The organism is Tardiphaga sp. 709 (assembly GCF_032401055.1).
Classification (GTDB): Bacteria; Pseudomonadota; Alphaproteobacteria; order Rhizobiales; family Xanthobacteraceae; genus Tardiphaga.
In genome coordinates, this window is sequence record NZ_CP135529.1 from 4,375,796 (window position 1) to 4,394,510 (window position 18,715).

An 18,715-nucleotide genomic window follows, 5' to 3' on the forward strand; every position below is an offset into this window, starting at 1 on the left:
AAGGAGCCTCTGTCATGACCATCTCACGTCGTCGCTTCCTCGCCGCATCGGCAGCTGCTTCGGTGTTTGCGCCGTCGCTCGCATTGGCGCAGGCCAAGGAGCTGCGTCTCGGCCTGATCACGCCGAACGGCCATTCCTGGAACAAGGCTGCGCTGAAGCTCGCCGATCAACTCAAGGAAGAGACCAAGGGCCGTCTCACCATGACGGTGTTTCACTCCGGCCAGCTCGGCAACGAAGCAGCGATGATGCAGCAGTTGCAGACCGGCGCGCTCGATATGGGCTTTATTCAGGCTGCCGAACTCGGTTCGCGCGTGCCGCATATCGCGGCGATCAACGCGCCCTATATCGTGCGCTCCACGCCAGCCGTGGCGAAATTCGTGCGTCATCCGGCGGCAGTCAAACTGTTCGACGTGCTTCCTGCGGAAACCGGCACCATCGGCCTCGGCTGGGGCATCACCGGCATGCGCGCGGTTTTCGCGGTCAGGGATCTCAACACGCTCGCTGACATCAAGGGCATGAAGCTGCGTATCAATCCGACGCCGGTCTATCGCGACTTCTACTCATCGCTCGGCGCCGCACCGACGCCGATTCCGACGCCGCAGGTGTTCGACGCCATGTCGAACGGCCAGGTCGATGGTCTTGAAGCCGATCTGGAATTCTCCTGGAACCAGCGCTTCGACAAGGTGTCGAAGTCGATCCTGCAGATGAATGCCGTCTTCATGCCGATGGCCGCGGTCGTGTCCGGCCGCGTCTGGCAGTCGCTGCCCGCCGCCGACAAGGAGCTGATCACCAAGGCGGTGAAGTCGACGCTTGATGCGCAGATCGACGAATTGGCTGCTGGCGAGCCGGCACTGATCGAGAATTTCAAGGGCACGTCGGTGCCGGTGCGTCAGGTGGCCGTCAAGGATACCGAAGCCGTCATCGCCGAATTCGACAAGATCTGGCTGCCCAAAGCGCCTGTGCTCGCCGAGCTGCGCAAGGTCGGCGCGACGATCTGATCCTCAATTCCACCCCATCGTCCTCATCAACCGGCGCGCTATGCGCGCCGGCATCACACGGAGTTTTGCCATGAGTCCCCGTATTTCCTGGGAAGGTGTCTTCCCCGCAGTCACTACCCAATTCCATGACGATCTGTCGCTCGACATCGACGCCACCGCGAAGGTCATGGACGGCCTGATCCGCGACGGTGTGTCCGGCCTGATCATCTGCGGCTCCGTCGGCGAGAACACCTCGCTGGAGCGCAAGGAAAAGATCGCGATCATGGAAGCGGCCGAGTCGGTCGCGAAGGGCCGCGTGCCCGTGCTCTGCGGTATCGCCGAATTCACCACGGCCTTTGCCGTGGATACCGCGAAGGAAGCCGCACGCGTCGGGATCGATGGCATCATGGTGATGCCCGCTTTGGTCTATTCGTCCAAGCCGCACGAGACTGCCGCGCACTTTCGTTCGGTCGCCACCGCCACCGATCTGCCGGTGATGCTCTACAACAACCCGCCGATCTACAAGAACGATGTCACCCCCGACATTCTCGCTACGCTGGCCGATGTCGACACGGTCGTCTGCTTCAAGGATTCGTCAGGCGATACACGCCGCTTCATCGACACGCGCAATATGGTCGGCGACCGCTTCGTGTTGTTCGCCGGCCTCGACGACGTGATCGTTGAGAGCGTGGCGATGGGCGCCGTCGGCTGGGTGTCCGGCATGTCCAATGCGTTCCCGCGCGAGGGCGAGACGCTGTTCCGTCTGGCCAAGGCCGGACGACTCCAAGAGGCGATGGCGATCTATGAGTGGTTCATGCCGCTGCTGCATCTCGATGCGCGCCCGGATCTCGTCCAGTGCATCAAGCTGTGCGAAAACATCATGGGCCGCGGTACCGCACTGACCCGGCCACCACGTCTGGCGCTGCTGCCGCATGAAAAAGCGGAAGTGGAGGGAATCATGACCAAGGCGCTGCGTCACCGTCCGATGCTGCCGGATGTCGGCCTCAAGGCAGCTTAACGACTCGTCGCTATCTGAAATTTATCGGCGCGTCAGTCGTGGCGCGCCGATGTCTTATGTAGCGATGCCTTCGCACAGCTAGACATCTTCGTCGTCGCGATCGCGTTTCGGTGTGGCGATATCGCCGTCTTCCTCGTCGTCGTCAGGCCGCGGCGGCGCGGGGACGGGTTTTTGCTTGTCGTCCTTGGCCGGTTTGTCGTCGCGGGCTCCGCCCACTCGTCCGCTCATCATTTTCCCCGCCGGATTGCTTGTGTTGACCTCATTCTGACCGTGATTGAAGCAGATATTGCCGTAATCCCGCAATTGCCCTGTGTTTTTCCGCATGACCGTGTAAACGGGGGCAGATCCTGCCCGCTTTGAAATCGGGCGAGATCTTGTTCTGGAGTGACGATGAAAAAACCGAAGTTAGAGCTCGAAGAACCGCAGGCGCGCAAATTCGTTCGCGCCGACAGGGCGCCGACCGAAGGTTATTCACTGGTGGTGGATGGCCATTTCAAATCCCATCACGATACGGTCGAAGCCGCGGAAGAAGCCGGCATGAAGCTGAAGAACCAGTTTCAGATGCTTCAGATCCAGGTCTACGATTCTGCGACCAAGACCCGTACCATGATCGAATGGCCTGCGCCGAGCGCGGCCTGAGATAGATCAGACCCTGCGAAAGCAGGTCCTGCGATAGTCAGGTCCTGCGGCCGCCGCTGCGCTGATCGGCGAGCCACGCTGCCAGGGCCTGTGCTTTTTCCGTCGATTTGCTTGACGATGTCTTGCTCGAAGACGTCTTGCCCGATTTCGTTGCGGTCTTCTTCTTGGCCGGCGCGGGGGGCGATACCGCTTCGCGGGCAAGGCGCATGGCCTTCAGTCGGGCCATGTTGTCGAGTACCGCTTTGGCCGCGGCGTCGCGTTCGGATTTCGTCGCTTTGTCGTCAGTTGGCATCAGCTCGTTTTCTTTTTTCTGGTAGCTTTCGGTTTGGGTTCGGGCGGGTTGGCCAGTTCTTCGGCTTCCCTGGCAAGGCGAAGCGCGCGCAGTTCCTCGGTCCGCTTGCGGATAGCGACATCGGCGGCCGCAATGTCGGCCATCGCCTTCACGCCTTCAGCTTCCTGCGCCGCCTTGCGGGCGAGCCGGATTTCCTTCAGTTCTGCGGGTGTCTTCTGTTCCTGTTCGGTGTCCATCAACGCCTCGGGTTAGGCCGCGCGATCGGCGCGCAGCGAACTCTGTGTCATTCTTATCACGTAGATATAGGAAGCGGCACCCCTGCTGCCACCTAACTGGCCGCTGCAGTTAATCGCTTTGTGCCGGAAATGCGGCGAATTCGACGCGAATGAGGCCAGGTTGCGTCCGTCAGGCCTTCCTGAGACAATCCGGTGGTAATCCGGACTGCAAGAATCTCCATGATCCGCACACTATTCAACGATGGCGCCGACAACCTGCGCGGCCGCATCATCGCTATCTACGCCATTCTGATCCCGGCCAATGTGCTGGCCTGGATATGGGCCCTGATCGCCTTCCGCGACCAGCCGGTTCTGCTGGGCACCGCGCTGCTCGCCTACACCTTCGGCCTGCGCCACGCCGTTGACGCCGACCACATTGCGGCCATCGACAATGTGACGCGCAAGCTCATGCAGTCCGGCAAGCGGCCGCTGTCGGTGGGCCTGTTCTTCTCGCTCGGCCATTCCACCGTAGTGGTCGTGGCATCCGTCTTCGTGGCGCTGGCAGTGTCGGCGCTGCAGGACAAATTTGCGAACTTCAAGGAAATTGGTGGCCTTATCGGCACCAGCGTTTCGGCCTTCTTCCTGCTGATCGTGGCAGTGGCCAATATCTTCATTCTCGTATCGGTGTATCGGCTGTTCAAGGCGGTGAAGCGCGGTGAGCGTTTCATCGATGAAGATCTCAATGTTTTGCTTTCGCAGCGCGGCGTCATCGGCCGCATGCTGCGTTCGGTCTTCGCGGTGATCTCGAAGAGCTGGCACATGTATCCGCTCGGCATCCTGTTCGGCCTCGGCTTCGACACCGCGACTGAAATCGCGCTTCTGGGTATCTCCGCCTCGCAAAGCGCCGATGGCATGTCGATGTGGTCGATTCTCGTGTTTCCCGCACTGTTCACGGCGGGAATGTCGCTGGTCGATGCGACGGACTCGGTGCTGATGGTGCGTGCCTATGGCTGGGCTTTCGTGAAGCCGATCCGCAAGCTGTATTACAACATGATCATCACGCTGGTGTCGGTGATCGTGGCGCTGGTGATCGGCGGTGTCGAGGCGCTGGGTCTGATCGGCCGCAAGCTCGACCTGTCGGGCAGCTTCTGGGACGGCATCGAGGCGCTGAACGAGAATTTCGGCGCGCTCGGCTATCTCATCATCGCGATTTTCATCCTGAGCTGGATGATCTCGGTGATCGTCTATCGCGTCAAAGGCTATGACGACATCGAGGTACGGGTTCACGAGGCCTGATGCGGCGTCGCTATTTGGGCGTCATCTTTTCCAGCGCTGCGCGCTTCCACAGATCCCAGGCCCGGCCATGGATCTGGTCGATCACAGCCAGCGTTTTCTGGCTTTCCTCGCCCAGCAGATAGCTCACGGATCCGCCAAGCGCGAGCGCCTGCGACTGCAGCTGCGCATTGACGTTGCTGTAATGGGCGCGAAACACTGCCATCGGAATCGTGCCCGCCACGACGACGCTGCCATGGCCCCGCATCAGCGCGACACTGCGGTCGCCGAGCGTACTGGCCAGCGCCTTGCCCAACTGCGCGTTGCTGACCAGCATGTTGCTCATGCCGGCGCTGTCTCGAATCTCGAACACCGGCACGTCGGGAAACAGGAAGGCGCCGAGGTGGAACACCGGCCGCAGCGGCGTGCTGCTGACGCTGAAGGGGATGATCCCGGGCGAATGCGTATGGACGACAGCTTTGACGTCGGGCCGGGCCTTGTAGATTTCGCTGTGGATGAAGCGTTCGAGAAAGCTGGCGCGTCCCTTCGCATCGACGGGATTGGAGTCGAGGTCGTATTCCATGATGTCGTCGGCGGTGACCAGGGCCGGAGCCACGGAGCGCCCCATCAGGTAGCGATTGGGATCGGTCGGGTGGCGCATGCTGACATGGCCGAAGCCATCGATCACATTGAGGTCGGTGAGGACGCGGTTCGCCACCACGAGGTCTTGCATCAACGCTGGATCGACGGGGCCGGCAGATGTTGGTGCTGGGGGCTGTGCTGCGGTTTGTGCGGAGGCCGGTTGCAGGGAGAGTGCGAACACCATTGCCAGCAGCATTGGCGCAGCCGATCGTGTCGACGCCATTGTAGTCTCCCCCTGTCGAGTGGCGGGTTGGTCCGCCTTGCTCGCTATATCATGCAGCCAGCACCGGGCCGCCAGCTTTCTTCCACGCATCGATGCCGCCGTCCAGATGCGCGGCATTGTCGATCCCCGCATCCTTCGCGGCAGTGACCGCCATGGCCGAGCGTTCCCCAAAGGCACAGAAGAACACGATGCGGCGCTTGGTGGCAGTGGCGACCTCGCGCAGCATGCCGCCGGGCTTGAGGCTGTCCGATATCGACGGGTAGGGCGCATGCAGCGCACCGGCGAGCACGCCGTGCTTGGCGCGTTCGCCGCTCTCGCGCAGGTCAACCAGCAGGATGGCGGGATCGCCGAGATGGGCAATGGCCTCCCGCGGAGACAGCGCCAGGCCTTGCTTCTTCAGCGCGTCCGGCTTCAGTCCGACCTTCATATTGGCCGGGATCACCACATCCATCAGTTTCGGGTTCGGCAGGTTGAGCTTGCCCATTAGCTCGATGTAGTCCTCCACGGACTTCACCTGCAGCCGCGGATTGTAGCGCTTCTCTTCGCCGATGGTGCTGACGGTGTCGCCCTTGTAGTCGTGCGCAGGGAATACCATCGTCTCGTCGGGCAGCTTGAGCAGGCGGTTGAACAGTGAATCATACTGCGCCCGCGCGCTGCCGTTCTGGAAATCCGTGCGGCCGGTGCCGCGGATCAGCAGCGTGTCGCCGGTGAAGACGCGGTCGCCCATTAGATAGCTGTAGGAGTCATCGGTGTGGCCGGGCGTATACATCACGTCGAGCTCGATGCCCTCGATCGTCACCTTGTCGCCGTCGCTGACACGCATGGCGACGACGTCCGCCTTGCTCTGATCGCCCATGATGGTGACGCAATGGGTGCGATCGCGCAGTTCGGCGAGGCCGGTGACGTGGTCCGCATGGAGATGCGTATCGACCGCCTTCACAAGCTTCAGGTCGAGCTCGCGCAGCAACTGGCAATAGCGATCGACCTTTTCCAGAACAGGATCGAGGATCAGCGCCTCGCCGCCGTGGCGGCTGGCAAGCAGGTAGCTATATGTGCCGGACACACTGTCGAACAACTGACGGAAGATCATGGGCGCACCGATTCTGCGTGGTCGATCCTTCTTCAGATCTGGTATTCGTCAGAATATTAACCCATTTGGCGGCGTTTGGACGACCTCTTTCTTCTCTTGTTCGTGAACGCAACTTCGGGATACTGCCCGCAGCAGTGAGGGCCTGATGGCGGAATATGTGGTCGAATTCGGTCGGGACGGCCGACGTGTGGAAGATGATGGCCGGCTCGATGCCGCAGCTTTCCATCGCAACCACGAGGCGATCTGGCGGGTTCTTGCGACTTTCCTGCAGCAGGCTTGCGGCGATGTCGTGGAAGTCGGCAGCGGCACCGGCCAGCACGTCATTCACTTCGCTGGACAAACGCCCGACATCACCTGGTGGCCGAGCGATCTCAACGACGCCCATCTGAAAAGCATCGCCGCCTGGCGCACCCATGCGGCGCAATTGACCAATGTCAGGCCGCCGCTGCGGATTGATCTGACCGATCCGGCATGGTGCCCGGAGATGGAGAACGGCAACGGCCCGGGCGCTCTCCTCGCGGTGTTCTGCGCGAATGTCGTCCACATCGCGCCATGGCCCGTCGCGGAAGGTTTGATCGCGGGCGCTGCAAAATATCTGCGGCCGGACGGGCGTCTCTTTATCTACGGCCCGTTCAAGCGCGGCGGCAAACATACGGCGGTGAGCAATGCCGTGTTCGACACCAGCCTGCGCGACGGTAATCCTGAATGGGGCGTGCGCGATGTCGAGGAGCTCGAGCGCGTTGCGCAGGGCGTCGGCCTCGGGCTGGCAGAGATCATCGAGATGCCGGCCAACAATCTGATTCTGGTCTTCGATCGGTCGCCCGACTGATCAGCGCATGGTGCGTGCGCGCTGGCGTGTGTTGATCTGCCGCAGGGCCGTCGTCATAGTTGCGCGGAACGAAGGCCCCGGGACGAACCGGGCCACATCCGGGCGGATTTCCCCATGATCGACGCGGCTACCCCAGAGATACACGATGACGCGCGCGCACGCTCCAACGTGATCAGGCTGGCGGCGGCGCAGGCGCTGGGCGGCGCCAATTCGGCTGTCATCTTTGCCACCGGCGCCATCGTCGGCGCCACGCTGGCGCCGAGCGTGTCGCTCGCGACGGTGCCGATCTCGGTCTATGTCGTCGGCCTTGCCTGCGGAACACTACCGGTCGGCATGATCTCCCGCGCCTATGGTCGCCGCGTCGCCTTCATCATCGGCAGTGGCGCCGGTGCGATCTGCGGGCTGCTCGGCGCCATCGCGATCCTGAAAGCATCATTCGCACTGTTCTGCTGCGCGACATTCTTCGGCGGCTTCTACGGCGCTGTCGCGCAGTCCTATCGCTTCGCCGCGGCCGATGGCGCCAGCCCGTCCTATCGCCCGAAGGCCGTCTCCTGGGTGATGGCAGGTGGCGTGTTCGCCGGCGTGCTCGGTCCGCAGCTCGTGCAATGGACCATGGATATCTGGTCGCCCTATCAGTTTGCCGCGAGCTTCGCAGCGCAGGCGGTGGTTGCCCTGATCGCGATGGCGCTGCTCTCCACGGTGGATGCACCGAAGCCTGCGCCCGCGGACATGCATGGCGGTAGGCCGCTGCTGGAGATCGTGCGGCAACCGCGCTTCATCGCAGCCGCAATTTGCGGCGTGGTGTCCTATTCGATGATGAACCTCGTGATGACCTCGGCGCCGCTGGCGATGAAGCTTTGCGGGCTCACGCTGAGCGATTCCAATTTCGGCCTGCAGTGGCACATCGTGGCGATGTACGGGCCGAGCTTCTTCACGGGATCTCTGATCGCGCGCTTCGGTGCATCGAAGGTCGTCGCCGCAGGGCTGGCGCTGGAGGCGATCGCCGCGGTGATCGGCATCGCAGGTATCAGCGCGATGCATTTCTGGATCTGTCTGGTCGTGCTCGGCCTCGGCTGGAATTTCGGTTTCATCGGCGCTTCCGCGCTGGTGCTGGAAACCCATCGGCCGCAGGAGCGCAACAAGGTGCAGGCGGTCAACGACTTCCTGGTGTTCGGTCTGATGGCGGTGGGCTCATTCTCGTCCGGCCAGTTGCTGGCGAATTACGGCTGGTCGACAGTCAATGCTGTGGTTTTCCCGCCGGTCGTTCTCGGGCTCGTGGCGCTGGTCATGGCCGGTTTCATCAAGCGCCGCGCGGTGCAGCAGGCTGCGGCGTTTCCCGATCCGGCGGTCTAGCCAAGGCGCATCACACAGTTGCCGGCCGGGCGATCAACATCGTCCCAAGCCGGCATTTGCGAACGATACTCCAGAGACGTCCGGACGTCTCAGGCCGATCCTGTGTTTCCAGTGATCGAGGCAGCCACCAGTCCCTGGGTGATGCCTTGTCCGCTCAGCAGGCGGGCAGCCGGACTTCTTGTCTCGGGAAAGATGGCCAGCAAGGTGTTTGACCCTTTCACCTCAGACCATCCAAGCTCCTGCGCGTGAACCGCAGCACGCTGGGACACACGCTCAAATGCAGCCGTCGGCTGGCCATTCTTGCCGGTCTCGATCATGAGATTTTTCAGTTCCTTATCGAGGTAGCGGATCAGGTCGGCTTTCAACGTGACGAAATCGGCATTGCAATCCCGCAGCACTGCCGCGGCATCGGCGTCGTCGACCAGCGCAACAGGTGCTCCAACGTTGCATATTGATGGCCTCTCTGGTCGGCATAGTCGATAGCGCGTCGCCGTGTCGCGTGAAGCGCGGGCGAAAGCGGCAGCGTCGAGAGGTCGATAAGGGCGTTGGCACCTTTCAGCCTCTTCACTGGATCGAGGGTTGCTAACAGCTTCTGCTTTTCGCTGATCGGCAGGACGATATGCGAGGCGATGACGTCGGCAACCCGCCCGGGGTCGAGGGTTCTCTCCAGCGGCGGCCAAATCGGTGGCACGCGCATGTCATGAGCCGAAACGTAGCTCTCGAACCGTTTGACTGCCTGCTGGATCAGTTCGGGTTCATCGGGAATAGGACCCTCACTCACGCCTGCAACGTCGACTCTATACGAGCCGGTCTCGCCTACGAAACGCCGAATCACGACGCGTTGACGTCCCTGTGCCAGAACCCTGAGCGTGCCGTCATCGAGCCTTTGAATTTCAAGCAACTGGGCGAGAACGCCGATGTCGTAGATGTCCTCGAAGCCAGGTTCGTCAACAGTTTCGTTCTTTTGAATAGCAAGCACGACCTCCCGCTGTCGCGCGAAGGCATATTTCAGAGCGAGTATTGTTTTCTCCCGTCCGACAAAAAGCGGGTAGGTCGCTGTCGGGAATGGAACGAGATCTCTCAGCGGAATGGCCGGGTAGCTTGATATTCCGCTTTGAAGCTTGATAGTCGGCGTTTCCCGCGAAGTTCGACCGGCCTGCAGCATCGCCGACAAGGTATTCCAGTCAGCGACACCCAATATTCTCGATATCAACTCCAGGCTTTCGCTGTGACTGATCGTGATGGCTTTGGTGGTGAGGTTTTCGCGCAGGGTCTGTGCCATAGCCCTTGCATCGCGAAAATCGCGCATCTGTTTCGTCCTTTGCATGAGCGAACCAGGAGGCATCAGGTGGTTGCGTTGCTGACCCGGTCGCTCGGACAAAGGGTGTCGGCAAAGGAAGTGATACGTTCACCGTCCCGTTCAGGGCGCAACCGGCAGGTCGTATCAACCAAGATAAAATTGGCTCAAACGCGTCGAGCTGTCAATGAGTGCAGCTGTCGGCTGCCTTCACGCGGTAGTGAGACTTGTATCAGTCCACATCGGCCAATTGGTCCGCAGTCTCGAAGGCGTCGCGCGGCCATGAGATTTGCACCACCGCGCCGTGATCCGGAAAGACACGATTGCTGAAAGTGACTCTGGCGCCGGTGCGCTCCAGCAGCGTGCGCGCAATGAATACGCCGAGGCCGAGGCCGCGATGTTCGCCCTCCTCGGCGGGGCGCCGGCGCGACAGATAGGGCTCGCCGATTCGCTTCAGCAGGTCCGGCGGAATGCCCGGGCCATCGTCCGAGATCGAGATCACGATACTTTCCGCATTCCACCAGGCGTTCACCTCGACCTGCTCCCGCGCGAAATCGACCGCATTCTCCAGAATGTTGCCGACGCCGTAGAGGATCGCCGGATTGCGCATGCCGGCCGGTTCGGGGGCGTTGGCGACGGCGATACGTATCTTGATGGCAATGCCAAAGTCGCGATGCGGCGCCACGGCCTCCTCGATCAGCTGCGAGAGCGGCATGCGGTCGAATGGCGCGCCGCTCGAATTCAGCTGCGTGATCTTGGACAGAATCTCGCGGCAGCGCTGCGCTTGTTCGCGGACGGTCTTCAGGTCGTCGGCGAGTTCCGGGTTGTTGTGAATGTTCTTCTCAAGCTCCCGGGAGATCAGGAAGATGGTCGAGAGCGGCGTTCCCAATTCATGCGCGGCTGCGGCGGCGAGACCGTCGATCTGGGTCAAATGCTGCTCGCGCGTCAGCACCAGTTCGGTGGCGGCGAGTGCGTCTGAAAGCTTGCGGGCTTCCTCGGTGACCTGAAACGCATAGAGGCTGGTTACGCCGATGGCGGTCAGGATCGAGAACCAGACGCCGAGCAGATAGATCTGCGGCAGCACCAGCGGTTCTGCGGAGTCCCACGGTAACGGCAGATGAAAGAAGGCCAGCACGGTGGCAGAGGCTGCCGCGAGAACGCCGAGCGCGATGGTGAACCGTGTCGGCAATGCTGTCGCGGAGATCAGCACCGGTGCCAGAAACAGGAACGAGAACGGGTTTTGCAATCCGCCGGTGCAGTAGAGCAGGCCCGCGAGTTCGATGATATTGAGCGCGAGCAGGGCTGCCGCGAAGAGCGGTTCCAGCCGGTGGACCGGATTGAACAGCGTCTGCAGCACGAGATTGAGGGTCGCCGACAGGCCGATGATCGTCACGCAGGGAATGATCGCGACGTCGTATTCAAGGCCCTGGACTACGACGAAGATCGCCGCCAACTGGCCGAGCGCAGCGAGCCAGCGCAAACGCAGGATCGTGTCGAGACGAACATAACGGCGCGGCTGGCGAAAGTCGGAGGCGGAAATATCGGTCATATCAGGACATTAGACGTCTCAGGCGATGACCACAAACCCATGCGGGCTGCGGCCACTTGAAGCGCCCAAGCTTGCCTTCGCCGCCACAATGCCGCATGGAACGGCAGCAATGACGATTGAAGGCACCAAGTCAGGTCATGCGGCGACGGTTGATCGCAATGCTGCGGCGGCGATCGACGTCGCTCATCTCGTCAAATTCTACAAGACCAACTGCGCCGTGAACGACATCTCGTTCAAGATCGCGCGCGGCAGTATCACCGGCCTCCTGGGCGGCAATGGCGCTGGCAAGACCACCACCATCGCCATGATCATGGGGCTGACGCTGCCGACCTCGGGAAGGGTCTCGGTGCTCGGCTGCGCGATGCCGGCGCAATCAGCCGAAGTACTCGGTCGGATGAATTTTGAAAGCCCTTACGTCGATATGCCGATGCGGCTCACGGTCCGGCAAAACCTCACCGTGTTCGGAAAACTCTATGCCGTGCCGGACCTCAAGGGCCGCATCGCGCAACTGGCTGAAGATCTCGACCTCACCGATTTTCTCGACCGCGCCAGCGGCAAGCTCTCCGCAGGCCAGAAAACCCGTGTTGCGCTTGCCAAGGCGCTGATCAACGAGCCGGAATTGTTGCTGCTCGATGAGCCGACGGCCTCGCTCGACCCGGATACGGCCGACTGGATCAGGCGACATATCGAGACCTATCGTAGCAACCACAACGCCACGATCCTTCTGGCGTCGCACAACATGCTGGAAGTCGAGCGGCTATGCGACCGCGTCATCATCATGAAGAAGGGCCACATCGAGGACGACGACACCCCGGAGCAGATTCTGCTGCGCTATAACCGTACGACGCTGGAAGACGTGTTCCTCGACGTCGCGCGCGGTCGCGACCGGGAGCAGGCGCCATGAGCCTCGTAGAGCGGTCACACGGCATCGCCATGTATCGCATCAATGCGATGGTGCTGCGCTACTGGTATCTGTTGGTGTCGTCGTGGCCGCGCATGTTGGAACTGGTCTATTGGCCGGCGCTGCAGATCATCACCTGGGGCTTCCTGCAGAATTACATCTCGCAGAATGCCGGGTTCTTCGCCCAGGCCGGCGGCACGCTGATCGGCGCAGTGATCCTGTGGGACATCCTGTTTCGCGGCCAGCTTGGCTTCTCCATCTCCTTCCTTGAGGAAATGTGGGCGCGCAATCTCGGTAACCTGATGATGAGTCCGCTGAAGCCGATCGAGTTTCTGATCTCGCTGATGATCATGAGCCTGATCCGCCTCGCCATCGGCATCATCCCGATGGTGATTCTCGCAATGTTCTTCAAATTCAACCTGTTCGCGCTCGGCCTGCCGCTGATCGCGTTCTTCTGCAACCTGATCTTCACCAGCTGGTCGCTCGGTATCTTCGTGTCGGGTCTGGTGCTGCGCAACGGCCTCGGCGCCGAGAGCATCGTCTGGACGCTGATGTTCGGGCTGATGCCGCTGGCCTGCGTCTACTATCCAGTCTCGGTGTTGCCGGCCTGGCTGCAATATATCGCCTGGGCCTTGCCGCCGACCTATGTGTTCGAGGGCATGCGGGCGCTGCTGTTCGATCACACCTTCCGCGCCGACCTGATGTTGACTGCGCTGGCGATCAACGTCGTGCTGTTTATTGTTTCATTCGCGATATTTCTTGGGCTTTTGAACAGCGCCAGGCGCGCCGGAACGCTGATCTCCGGCGGCGAATAAGACCATTTATCAAGGGATAACCGCCGTTTTTACCGCCAATGGCCTGAAAGCCATGCGTGCGGCGCATTGACGCTTTCTTACGCAGACACCAGTATATACTGCAGCGCAAAAGCGGATGCTAAACGAGTGAGGACAGATGCCGATAGGTGAATTTGGCAGGCCGCCAGCCCTGCCGTCCGAGACGAGCCCGGCTCTGACCACCCCGATGTACTGGATGTATGAGATGGCCTACGCGTCGCTCAATCCGGCGCGCGCGATGACAGACGCTACCAGGATGCTGTTTCAGAATCCGCTGAACCCGTTCTCGCGAACCGAGTTCGGTAAGTCGGTGACCGCGGGCTGCGAATTGTTCGAACGCACCACACGTCGCTACGGCAAGCCGGAATGGGGTCTCCACGATACTGAAGTGAACGGCGTACGCACGCCGATCGAGATCCGCTCGGTCTGGGAAAAGCCGTTCTGCCGTTTGTTGTATTTCGATCGCAAGCATCCGCGTCCGCTGCGCGCACCGCAGCCACGTGTGTTGATCGTGGCGCCGATGTCCGGTCACTACGCGACATTGCTGCGCGGTACCGTCGAAGCCTTCCTGCCGACCCATGAGGTCTACATCACCGACTGGTCGGATGCGCGTCAGGTGCCGCTGGCCGCGGGCCGCTTCGATCTCGAAGACTACATCGACTATGTGATCGAGATGTTCCACGTGCTCGGTGGTAACGTCCATGTGCTCGCGGTCTGTCAGCCCGCGGTGCCGGTGCTCGCCGCCGTGTCGGTGATGGAGGCCGAGAACGATCCCTATGTGCCCGTCTCGATGACGTTGATGGGCGGCCCGATCGATACGCGCCGCAATCCGACTGCTGTGAACAATCTCGCTGCCGAAAAGGGCATGGATTGGTTCCGCAACAACGTGATCACCAAGGTGCCGTTTCCGCATCCAGGCATCATGCGCGACGTCTATCCAGGCTTTTTGCAGCTCAGCGGCTTCATCAGCATGAATCGCGACCGCCACGTGGAAGCACACAAGAAGCTGTTCGAGAATCTTGTGAAGGGCGATGGCGATCTCGTCGACAAGCATCGCGAGTTCTACGACGAATATCTGGCGGTGATGGATCTGACAGCAGAGTATTACCTGCAAACGGTCGACACGGTGTTCGTCAAACACGCGTTGCCGAAGGGAGAGATGACCCATCGCGGCAAGCCTGTTGATCCCTCGAAGGTCGTCAACGTTGCGCTGATGACCGTCGAAGGCGAGAACGACGACATCTCGGGTCTCGGTCAGACCGAAGCGACGCATATGTTGTGCAGTTCGATCCCCGATGAGCGTCGTGTACATTACGTTCAGAAGGGCGTTGGACACTACGGCGTGTTCAATGGATCGCGATTCAAATCTGAAATCGTGCCGCGCGTGTCTGACTTCATGCTGAGCGCAGCAAGCGCACGACATCGCGCCGCTGCTGCTGAGTGATTCAACACGCGCGCATGCGATGACGATGCATCGTCATCGCATGCGCGCGATCAACATCGATGAATCGAAAACAACATCGTTGAAACGCGAGATCGTCGCCTGTGAGCTGTTGCGGCGGGCTTTCTAAGCCCTTGAAAATAGGCATGGAAACCGGATTTTCCGCCTATTTCTAGCAGCGGTGCGCGATTCACTCCTAGATTCCGAAAATCGGCGTTCTTTTGAATCTGAGATTCCTGTTCCGGACCCCATCCGGTAGGGGACAAATCGCCTTTTGACCCCGTATATTGGGCAAATGATTTGTTTTTGCGCCGAGCAATTCCCGTGGCGGCGGTTATGGCAGAATCCGGTCGATCTACTGACGACCGGGACTACTGACATGGCCTTCCGCGCACTTCTCTACCGCCGCCCCACCGAACCAGACACGCTTGCCGTCAAACACGGCTCCCAGATCTTCGCCATACGCCTGCGCAGGCACCGCCGTGCGACGCGTTATACGCTGCGCATTCATCCGAGCGAGCGCGAAGCCATCCTGACCATGCCGCCGCGTGGGTCATTGGCCGATGCAAAGGACTTTGCACAGCGTCATGGCGCCTGGATCGCCGCGCGTCTTGGCCGTTTGCCGAAGGCAGCACCATTCGAGCACGGCACAACGGTTCCGCTGCGGGGAACTCCGCATCGAATCGTGCACCGTGCGGGGCGGGGGACGGTGTGGACCGAGACCCGCGACAGCGGCGAGAAGATCATCTGCGTCGCCGGCGATGTCGAGCATATCGACCGACGTATCCACGATTTCCTCAAGCGCGAAGCCAAGGCCGATCTCGTCAAGGCATCGAACCGCTATGCCGCGCAGCTGAACGTCAAGGTGAAGCGGATCTCGATCCGCGATCAGTCGAGCCGCTGGGGGTCGTGCACCACCGAGGGGTCGCTGTCGTTCTCCTGGCGTCTGATCCTCGCGCCGCCCTTCGTGCTGGACTATCTCGCCGCCCATGAAGTCGGGCATCTCGTCGAGATGAACCACTCGGTGAAGTTCTGGCGCGTGGTCGGGCGGATCTGCCCGGCGACCGAACGCGCCAAGGCCTGGCTCGATACTCATGGCAACGACCTGCATCGCTTCGGTGTGCAGGACTGAGCTCTTGGTCCCAGCCGCGGTGCTGTGCATCGCGTGTCCGGGACGCTCGCTCGCTATCTCCCGAACAACCGCTCCGTCAGCCAGCCATCGAGCCCGCTCGACGCTTCCGGCCGAACGTTTTGCTGCGGCTGTTGGCGCGCGGCGGGGTAGTTGGTTTGCGTCGGCGCCGGCGGCTGCGGGCGATAGCCATTATAGACGGGGGCGCTTGGCACATAGCCGCGTTCCGGTGGCGCTGATGGCGACGGTGCGCTCGATCCGGGCAGTAGGCTCGACAGGGCCTGGCCGATCGGATTGGTGCTGAACGAATTCAACGGCGCGAGGCCCGGCACGGGCTGCGGCTGCAGGCCCTGATGCGCCGTCTTCATGAAGCGCGACCAGATCTCCACGGGCAATCCGCCGCCGGTGGCCTTCTTGGTCGGCGAGTTGTCGTCATTGCCGAGCCAGACGCCGGTGACGAGCTGCGAGGTGTAGCCGATGAACCAGGCGTCGCGGAAATCCTGGCTGGTGCCGGTCTTGCCGGCCGCGTACCAGCCGGGCAGTTCGGCCTTCTTGGCGCTACCGGACAGAATGGTCTGCTGCATCATCGTGTTCATGGCAGCCACGGCGCGGGCGTCGATCACCTGGCTCGCCGTCTCCGCCGGCCGCGTATACAGCGTCTTCTTGCCTTCCACCGTGCGGATGCGGTTCACCACATGGGGCGACACAGCGAGGCCGCCATTGGCAAAGGGCGCATAGGCGCCGACCAGTTCGGTCATCGACACTTCGGAGGTGCCGAGCGCGATCGAGGCATTGGCTTCCAGCTTCGAGGCGATGCCCATCCGATGCGCGGTGCGCACGACATTCTGCGGGCCGACCTCGAGGCCGAGCCGCACGGCCACCGTGTTCAGCGACATCGACAGCGCCTGGGTCAGCGTCACCGAGCCGAAATATTCGTGGGTGTAGTTCTCGGGCTTCCAGCCCTTGATGTCGATCGGCGCGTCCTGGCGGATCGTCTCCGGCGTCAGCCCCGCCTCGATGGCGGTGAGATAGACGAACGGCTTGAAGCTCGATCCCGGCTGGCGCTTCGCGGTCACCGCGCGGTTGAACTGGCTCTCCGAGTAGTTCCGCCCGCCGACCATGGCGCGGACCGAACCGTCCGGCGTCATCGCCACCAGCGCGCCCTGCGTCACGTTGAACTTCACGCTCTTGGCGGCCAGCTCGTCGATGATGGCGGCTTCGGCCACGCTCTGCAGCTTGGGATCGATGGTGGTCTCGACAATGATGCTCTCGTCGACCTGGCCGACCAGATCGTCCAGCACTTCGCCGATCCAGTCGGCGACATAATTCACCGTGCCGGCGCCGACCGGCTTGACGTTGTATTGCGGCACGCCGGCCGCGCCCTTGGCCTGCGCTGCGGTGATGAATTCGGCGTCCTGCATCGCCGCCAGCACCACCTTGGCGCGCGCCTCGGCGCCTTCCGGATTGCGGTTCGGCGCCAGCCGCGACGGCGACTTTACGAGCCCCGCCAGCATCGCCGCTTCCGCGACGGTGACGTTCTTCGCCGGCTTGCCGAAATATTTCTGCGCCGCGGCTTCGACGCCGTAAGCGCCGGAGCCGAAATAGACGCGGTTGAGATAGAGTTCCAGGATCTCGGCCTTGCTGTGCTTGCGCTCCAGCCAGAACGCCAGCTCCACTTCCTGCAGCTTGCGCGCCATGGTGCGCTCCTGCGTCAGGAACAGGTTCTTGGCGAGCTGCTGCGTTAGCGTCGAGCCGCCCTGCGACACGCCGCGATGCATCAGGTTGGTCGCCGCTGCGCGCGCGATGCCGATCGGATCGATGCCGTAATGCGAATAGAACCGCCGGTCTTCAATGGCGATGAAGGCCTTCGGCAGATAGGGCGGCAGATCCTTCAGCGACACATTGGCGCCGGCCTGTTCGCCGCGCGTTGCCAGCACCGTGCCGTCCATGCCGACGATCTGGATCGTCGGCGGGCGCTTGGGAATTTCCAGCGACTGGATCGGCGGCAGATGCGCGCCGACATAGATCACGACGCCGACAATAGCGATCGCCGCCCACAGGCCCAGCACCGCGCCCCAGTAGAACAGCCGCTTGATGCCCTTGCCGAAACCGCCCGAGCTGCGCGCCTTGCTGGATGTTCGGGATTTGCGCGGCTTGTCGCCGCCGCCATTATTGGACTCACGCTTCGGCGCCTGCTTGGGCGTTTTCTTCGGCCGATCATCGCCGCCGCCGGGCACGCGATCATCCGCCGTGAGGCGCAGATCGGACAGCGCCGCGCCGAGCCCGAAGGTCGGCTCCTTGCGCCCGCTCTTTTTCTTGCCCCACGCCATACGCAAACACCACGCCACCCGATACCGCGAGCCTAGCCTCCGCGGTTTAAGGGGCGGTTACGCAGAAGTTAACGTAAGGGAAACAAGGTTCCATGGTTGGGGGCACTGATGCCGTGATGCGCACTGTTGCCGTGCGGAATGCTGCACACGGTGGCTTCCGCAAACTCTGCTGTCATCCCCGCCTAGCGTGCCAAAGGCGCGCGCGGGGCGGGGACCCATAACCTCCGAGTTTGTGGTGCGCGATGAAGGCTGCGACGTTCTCGCCCTGACTATCTCTGCACGTGTCTATGGATCCCCGCCCCGCGTGCGCCTTCGGCGCACTAGGCGGGGATGACAGCTGAGTATTGTGTGGCCGCACTACGCAACACACGCGCTGTGCTTCGCACTCTCGCTCACCGCTTCACTTGTCAAACAGCCACGCCATTCCCTGGAAAAATCTCACCGCCCACGCGCCGTCCGTATCGCGCCTCAGCGCAAAGCGGGTGGACCGGTTTTCCCCCTCGTGAATGAGGGGGATGACGCGCCGAAAGGCGCAACTTGGTCGTTCTCGCGTTTCGCTCCGGCCTTGCGAAGGCCCTTGCGATCCGCGCATCGCCTTTCGGCGCGCCATCGCGGTTTTTCTGTTCGAGGGACCGCGCTTCCGGGTACTGGGCAGGACTAATAAGTCCTCTGTTCCGGACAGGCT

At 61.8% G+C, this 18,715-nt stretch carries 19 protein-coding genes; 10 read left to right on the forward strand and 9 right to left on the reverse strand.

Going from position 1 to position 18,715, the window contains the following annotated elements; all coding sequences use genetic code 11:
• The first annotated feature begins 14 nt into the window (after window positions 1-14).
• Both RSO67_RS21265 and RSO67_RS21270 read left to right on the forward strand, forming a co-directional pair.
• Window positions 15-998, forward strand: a complete 984-nt coding sequence (locus tag RSO67_RS21265) for a TRAP transporter substrate-binding protein (protein ID WP_089262741.1) — start codon at window positions 15-17, stop codon at window positions 996-998.
• A 70-nt stretch (window positions 999-1,068) separates the two neighbouring features.
• Window positions 1,069-1,995: a dihydrodipicolinate synthase family protein gene (locus RSO67_RS21270; RefSeq protein ID WP_315840458.1), complete on the forward strand. Its 927-nt coding sequence runs from the start codon at window positions 1,069-1,071 to the stop codon at window positions 1,993-1,995.
• 78 nt (window positions 1,996-2,073) lie between these two features.
• Here the strand turns inward: RSO67_RS21270 and RSO67_RS21275 are convergent, their stop codons facing one another.
• Complete coding sequence (locus tag RSO67_RS21275) at window positions 2,074-2,223, reverse strand: hypothetical protein (RefSeq protein WP_176454452.1); 150 nt, start codon at window positions 2,221-2,223, stop codon at window positions 2,074-2,076.
• 162 nt (window positions 2,224-2,385) lie between these two features.
• Here RSO67_RS21275 and RSO67_RS21280 point away from each other — a divergent pair, with 162 nt between their 5' ends.
• The gene (locus tag RSO67_RS21280; protein WP_315840459.1) at window positions 2,386-2,634 is read left to right on the forward strand and encodes a hypothetical protein; all 249 of its coding nucleotides are present in this window, start codon (window positions 2,386-2,388) and stop codon (window positions 2,632-2,634) included.
• Window positions 2,635-2,671: 37 nt separating this feature from the next.
• Here the strand turns inward: RSO67_RS21280 and RSO67_RS21285 are convergent, their stop codons facing one another.
• Together RSO67_RS21285 and RSO67_RS21290 are read right to left on the reverse strand one after the other, a co-directional pair.
• On the reverse strand, window positions 2,672-2,926 hold the full coding sequence (locus RSO67_RS21285; RefSeq protein WP_315840460.1) for a hypothetical protein: 255 nt from the start codon (window positions 2,924-2,926) through the stop codon (window positions 2,672-2,674).
• The gene (locus RSO67_RS21290) at window positions 2,926-3,162 is read right to left on the reverse strand and encodes a hypothetical protein (protein WP_068732887.1); all 237 of its coding nucleotides are present in this window, start codon (window positions 3,160-3,162) and stop codon (window positions 2,926-2,928) included. Before RSO67_RS21290 ends, RSO67_RS21285 begins: the two co-directional genes overlap by 1 nt.
• A gap of 219 nt (window positions 3,163-3,381) precedes the next feature.
• Between RSO67_RS21290 and RSO67_RS21295 the strand changes: the two genes are divergently transcribed.
• Complete coding sequence (locus RSO67_RS21295) at window positions 3,382-4,437, forward strand: HoxN/HupN/NixA family nickel/cobalt transporter (protein WP_068732888.1); 1,056 nt, start codon at window positions 3,382-3,384, stop codon at window positions 4,435-4,437.
• A 10-nt stretch (window positions 4,438-4,447) separates the two neighbouring features.
• Here the strand turns inward: RSO67_RS21295 and RSO67_RS21300 are convergent, their stop codons facing one another.
• Window positions 4,448-5,278: a class II aldolase/adducin family protein gene (locus RSO67_RS21300; RefSeq protein ID WP_315840461.1), complete on the reverse strand. Its 831-nt coding sequence runs from the start codon at window positions 5,276-5,278 to the stop codon at window positions 4,448-4,450.
• 49 nt (window positions 5,279-5,327) lie between these two features.
• The gene (locus RSO67_RS21305) at window positions 5,328-6,368 is read right to left on the reverse strand and encodes an MBL fold metallo-hydrolase (RefSeq protein ID WP_315840462.1); all 1,041 of its coding nucleotides are present in this window, start codon (window positions 6,366-6,368) and stop codon (window positions 5,328-5,330) included.
• Window positions 6,369-6,513: 145 nt separating this feature from the next.
• Between RSO67_RS21305 and RSO67_RS21310 the strand changes: the two genes are divergently transcribed.
• Both RSO67_RS21310 and RSO67_RS21315 read left to right on the forward strand, forming a co-directional pair.
• Window positions 6,514-7,197, forward strand: coding sequence for a DUF938 domain-containing protein (locus tag RSO67_RS21310; protein ID WP_315840463.1), 684 nt, complete (start codon window positions 6,514-6,516; stop codon window positions 7,195-7,197).
• A 114-nt stretch (window positions 7,198-7,311) separates the two neighbouring features.
• Window positions 7,312-8,550 carry an MFS transporter gene (locus tag RSO67_RS21315; RefSeq protein ID WP_315840464.1) on the forward strand — a complete coding sequence of 413 codons (1,239 nt, stop codon included), beginning with the start codon at window positions 7,312-7,314 and terminating at the stop codon, window positions 8,548-8,550.
• An 89-nt stretch (window positions 8,551-8,639) separates the two neighbouring features.
• On the opposite strand, the gene RSO67_RS21320 is transcribed toward RSO67_RS21315, so the two are convergent.
• From RSO67_RS21320 to RSO67_RS21330, 3 genes are all read right to left on the reverse strand, one after another.
• Window positions 8,640-8,915 (reverse strand): hypothetical protein, encoded by a 276-nt coding sequence (locus RSO67_RS21320; RefSeq protein WP_315840465.1) that lies wholly within the window; start codon window positions 8,913-8,915, stop codon window positions 8,640-8,642.
• Window positions 8,912-9,859, reverse strand: coding sequence for an LON peptidase substrate-binding domain-containing protein (locus tag RSO67_RS21325; protein WP_315840466.1), 948 nt, complete (start codon window positions 9,857-9,859; stop codon window positions 8,912-8,914). Before RSO67_RS21325 ends, RSO67_RS21320 begins: the two co-directional genes overlap by 4 nt.
• A 220-nt stretch (window positions 9,860-10,079) precedes the next feature.
• Window positions 10,080-11,396 carry an ActS/PrrB/RegB family redox-sensitive histidine kinase gene (locus RSO67_RS21330; RefSeq protein ID WP_089262725.1) on the reverse strand — a complete coding sequence of 439 codons (1,317 nt, stop codon included), beginning with the start codon at window positions 11,394-11,396 and terminating at the stop codon, window positions 10,080-10,082.
• A gap of 109 nt (window positions 11,397-11,505) precedes the next feature.
• Between RSO67_RS21330 and RSO67_RS21335 the strand changes: the two genes are divergently transcribed.
• From RSO67_RS21335 to RSO67_RS21350, 4 genes are all read left to right on the forward strand, one after another.
• On the forward strand, window positions 11,506-12,300 hold the full coding sequence (locus tag RSO67_RS21335; protein WP_315840467.1) for an ABC transporter ATP-binding protein: 795 nt from the start codon (window positions 11,506-11,508) through the stop codon (window positions 12,298-12,300).
• Window positions 12,297-13,112 carry an ABC transporter permease gene (locus RSO67_RS21340; RefSeq protein ID WP_315840468.1) on the forward strand — a complete coding sequence of 272 codons (816 nt, stop codon included), beginning with the start codon at window positions 12,297-12,299 and terminating at the stop codon, window positions 13,110-13,112. Before RSO67_RS21335 ends, RSO67_RS21340 begins: the two co-directional genes overlap by 4 nt.
• Before the next feature lie 136 nt (window positions 13,113-13,248).
• Window positions 13,249-14,574, forward strand: coding sequence for a polyhydroxyalkanoate depolymerase (locus RSO67_RS21345; RefSeq protein ID WP_315840469.1), 1,326 nt, complete (start codon window positions 13,249-13,251; stop codon window positions 14,572-14,574).
• A 292-nt stretch (window positions 14,575-14,866) separates the two neighbouring features.
• Window positions 14,867-15,703, forward strand: a complete 837-nt coding sequence (locus RSO67_RS21350) for a SprT family zinc-dependent metalloprotease (protein WP_315840470.1) — start codon at window positions 14,867-14,869, stop codon at window positions 15,701-15,703.
• A 53-nt stretch (window positions 15,704-15,756) separates the two neighbouring features.
• On the opposite strand, the gene RSO67_RS21355 is transcribed toward RSO67_RS21350, so the two are convergent.
• Window positions 15,757-18,030 carry a transglycosylase domain-containing protein gene (locus RSO67_RS21355; protein ID WP_315840471.1) on the reverse strand — a complete coding sequence of 758 codons (2,274 nt, stop codon included), beginning with the start codon at window positions 18,028-18,030 and terminating at the stop codon, window positions 15,757-15,759.
• Between the last annotated feature and the right edge of the window lie 685 nt (window positions 18,031-18,715).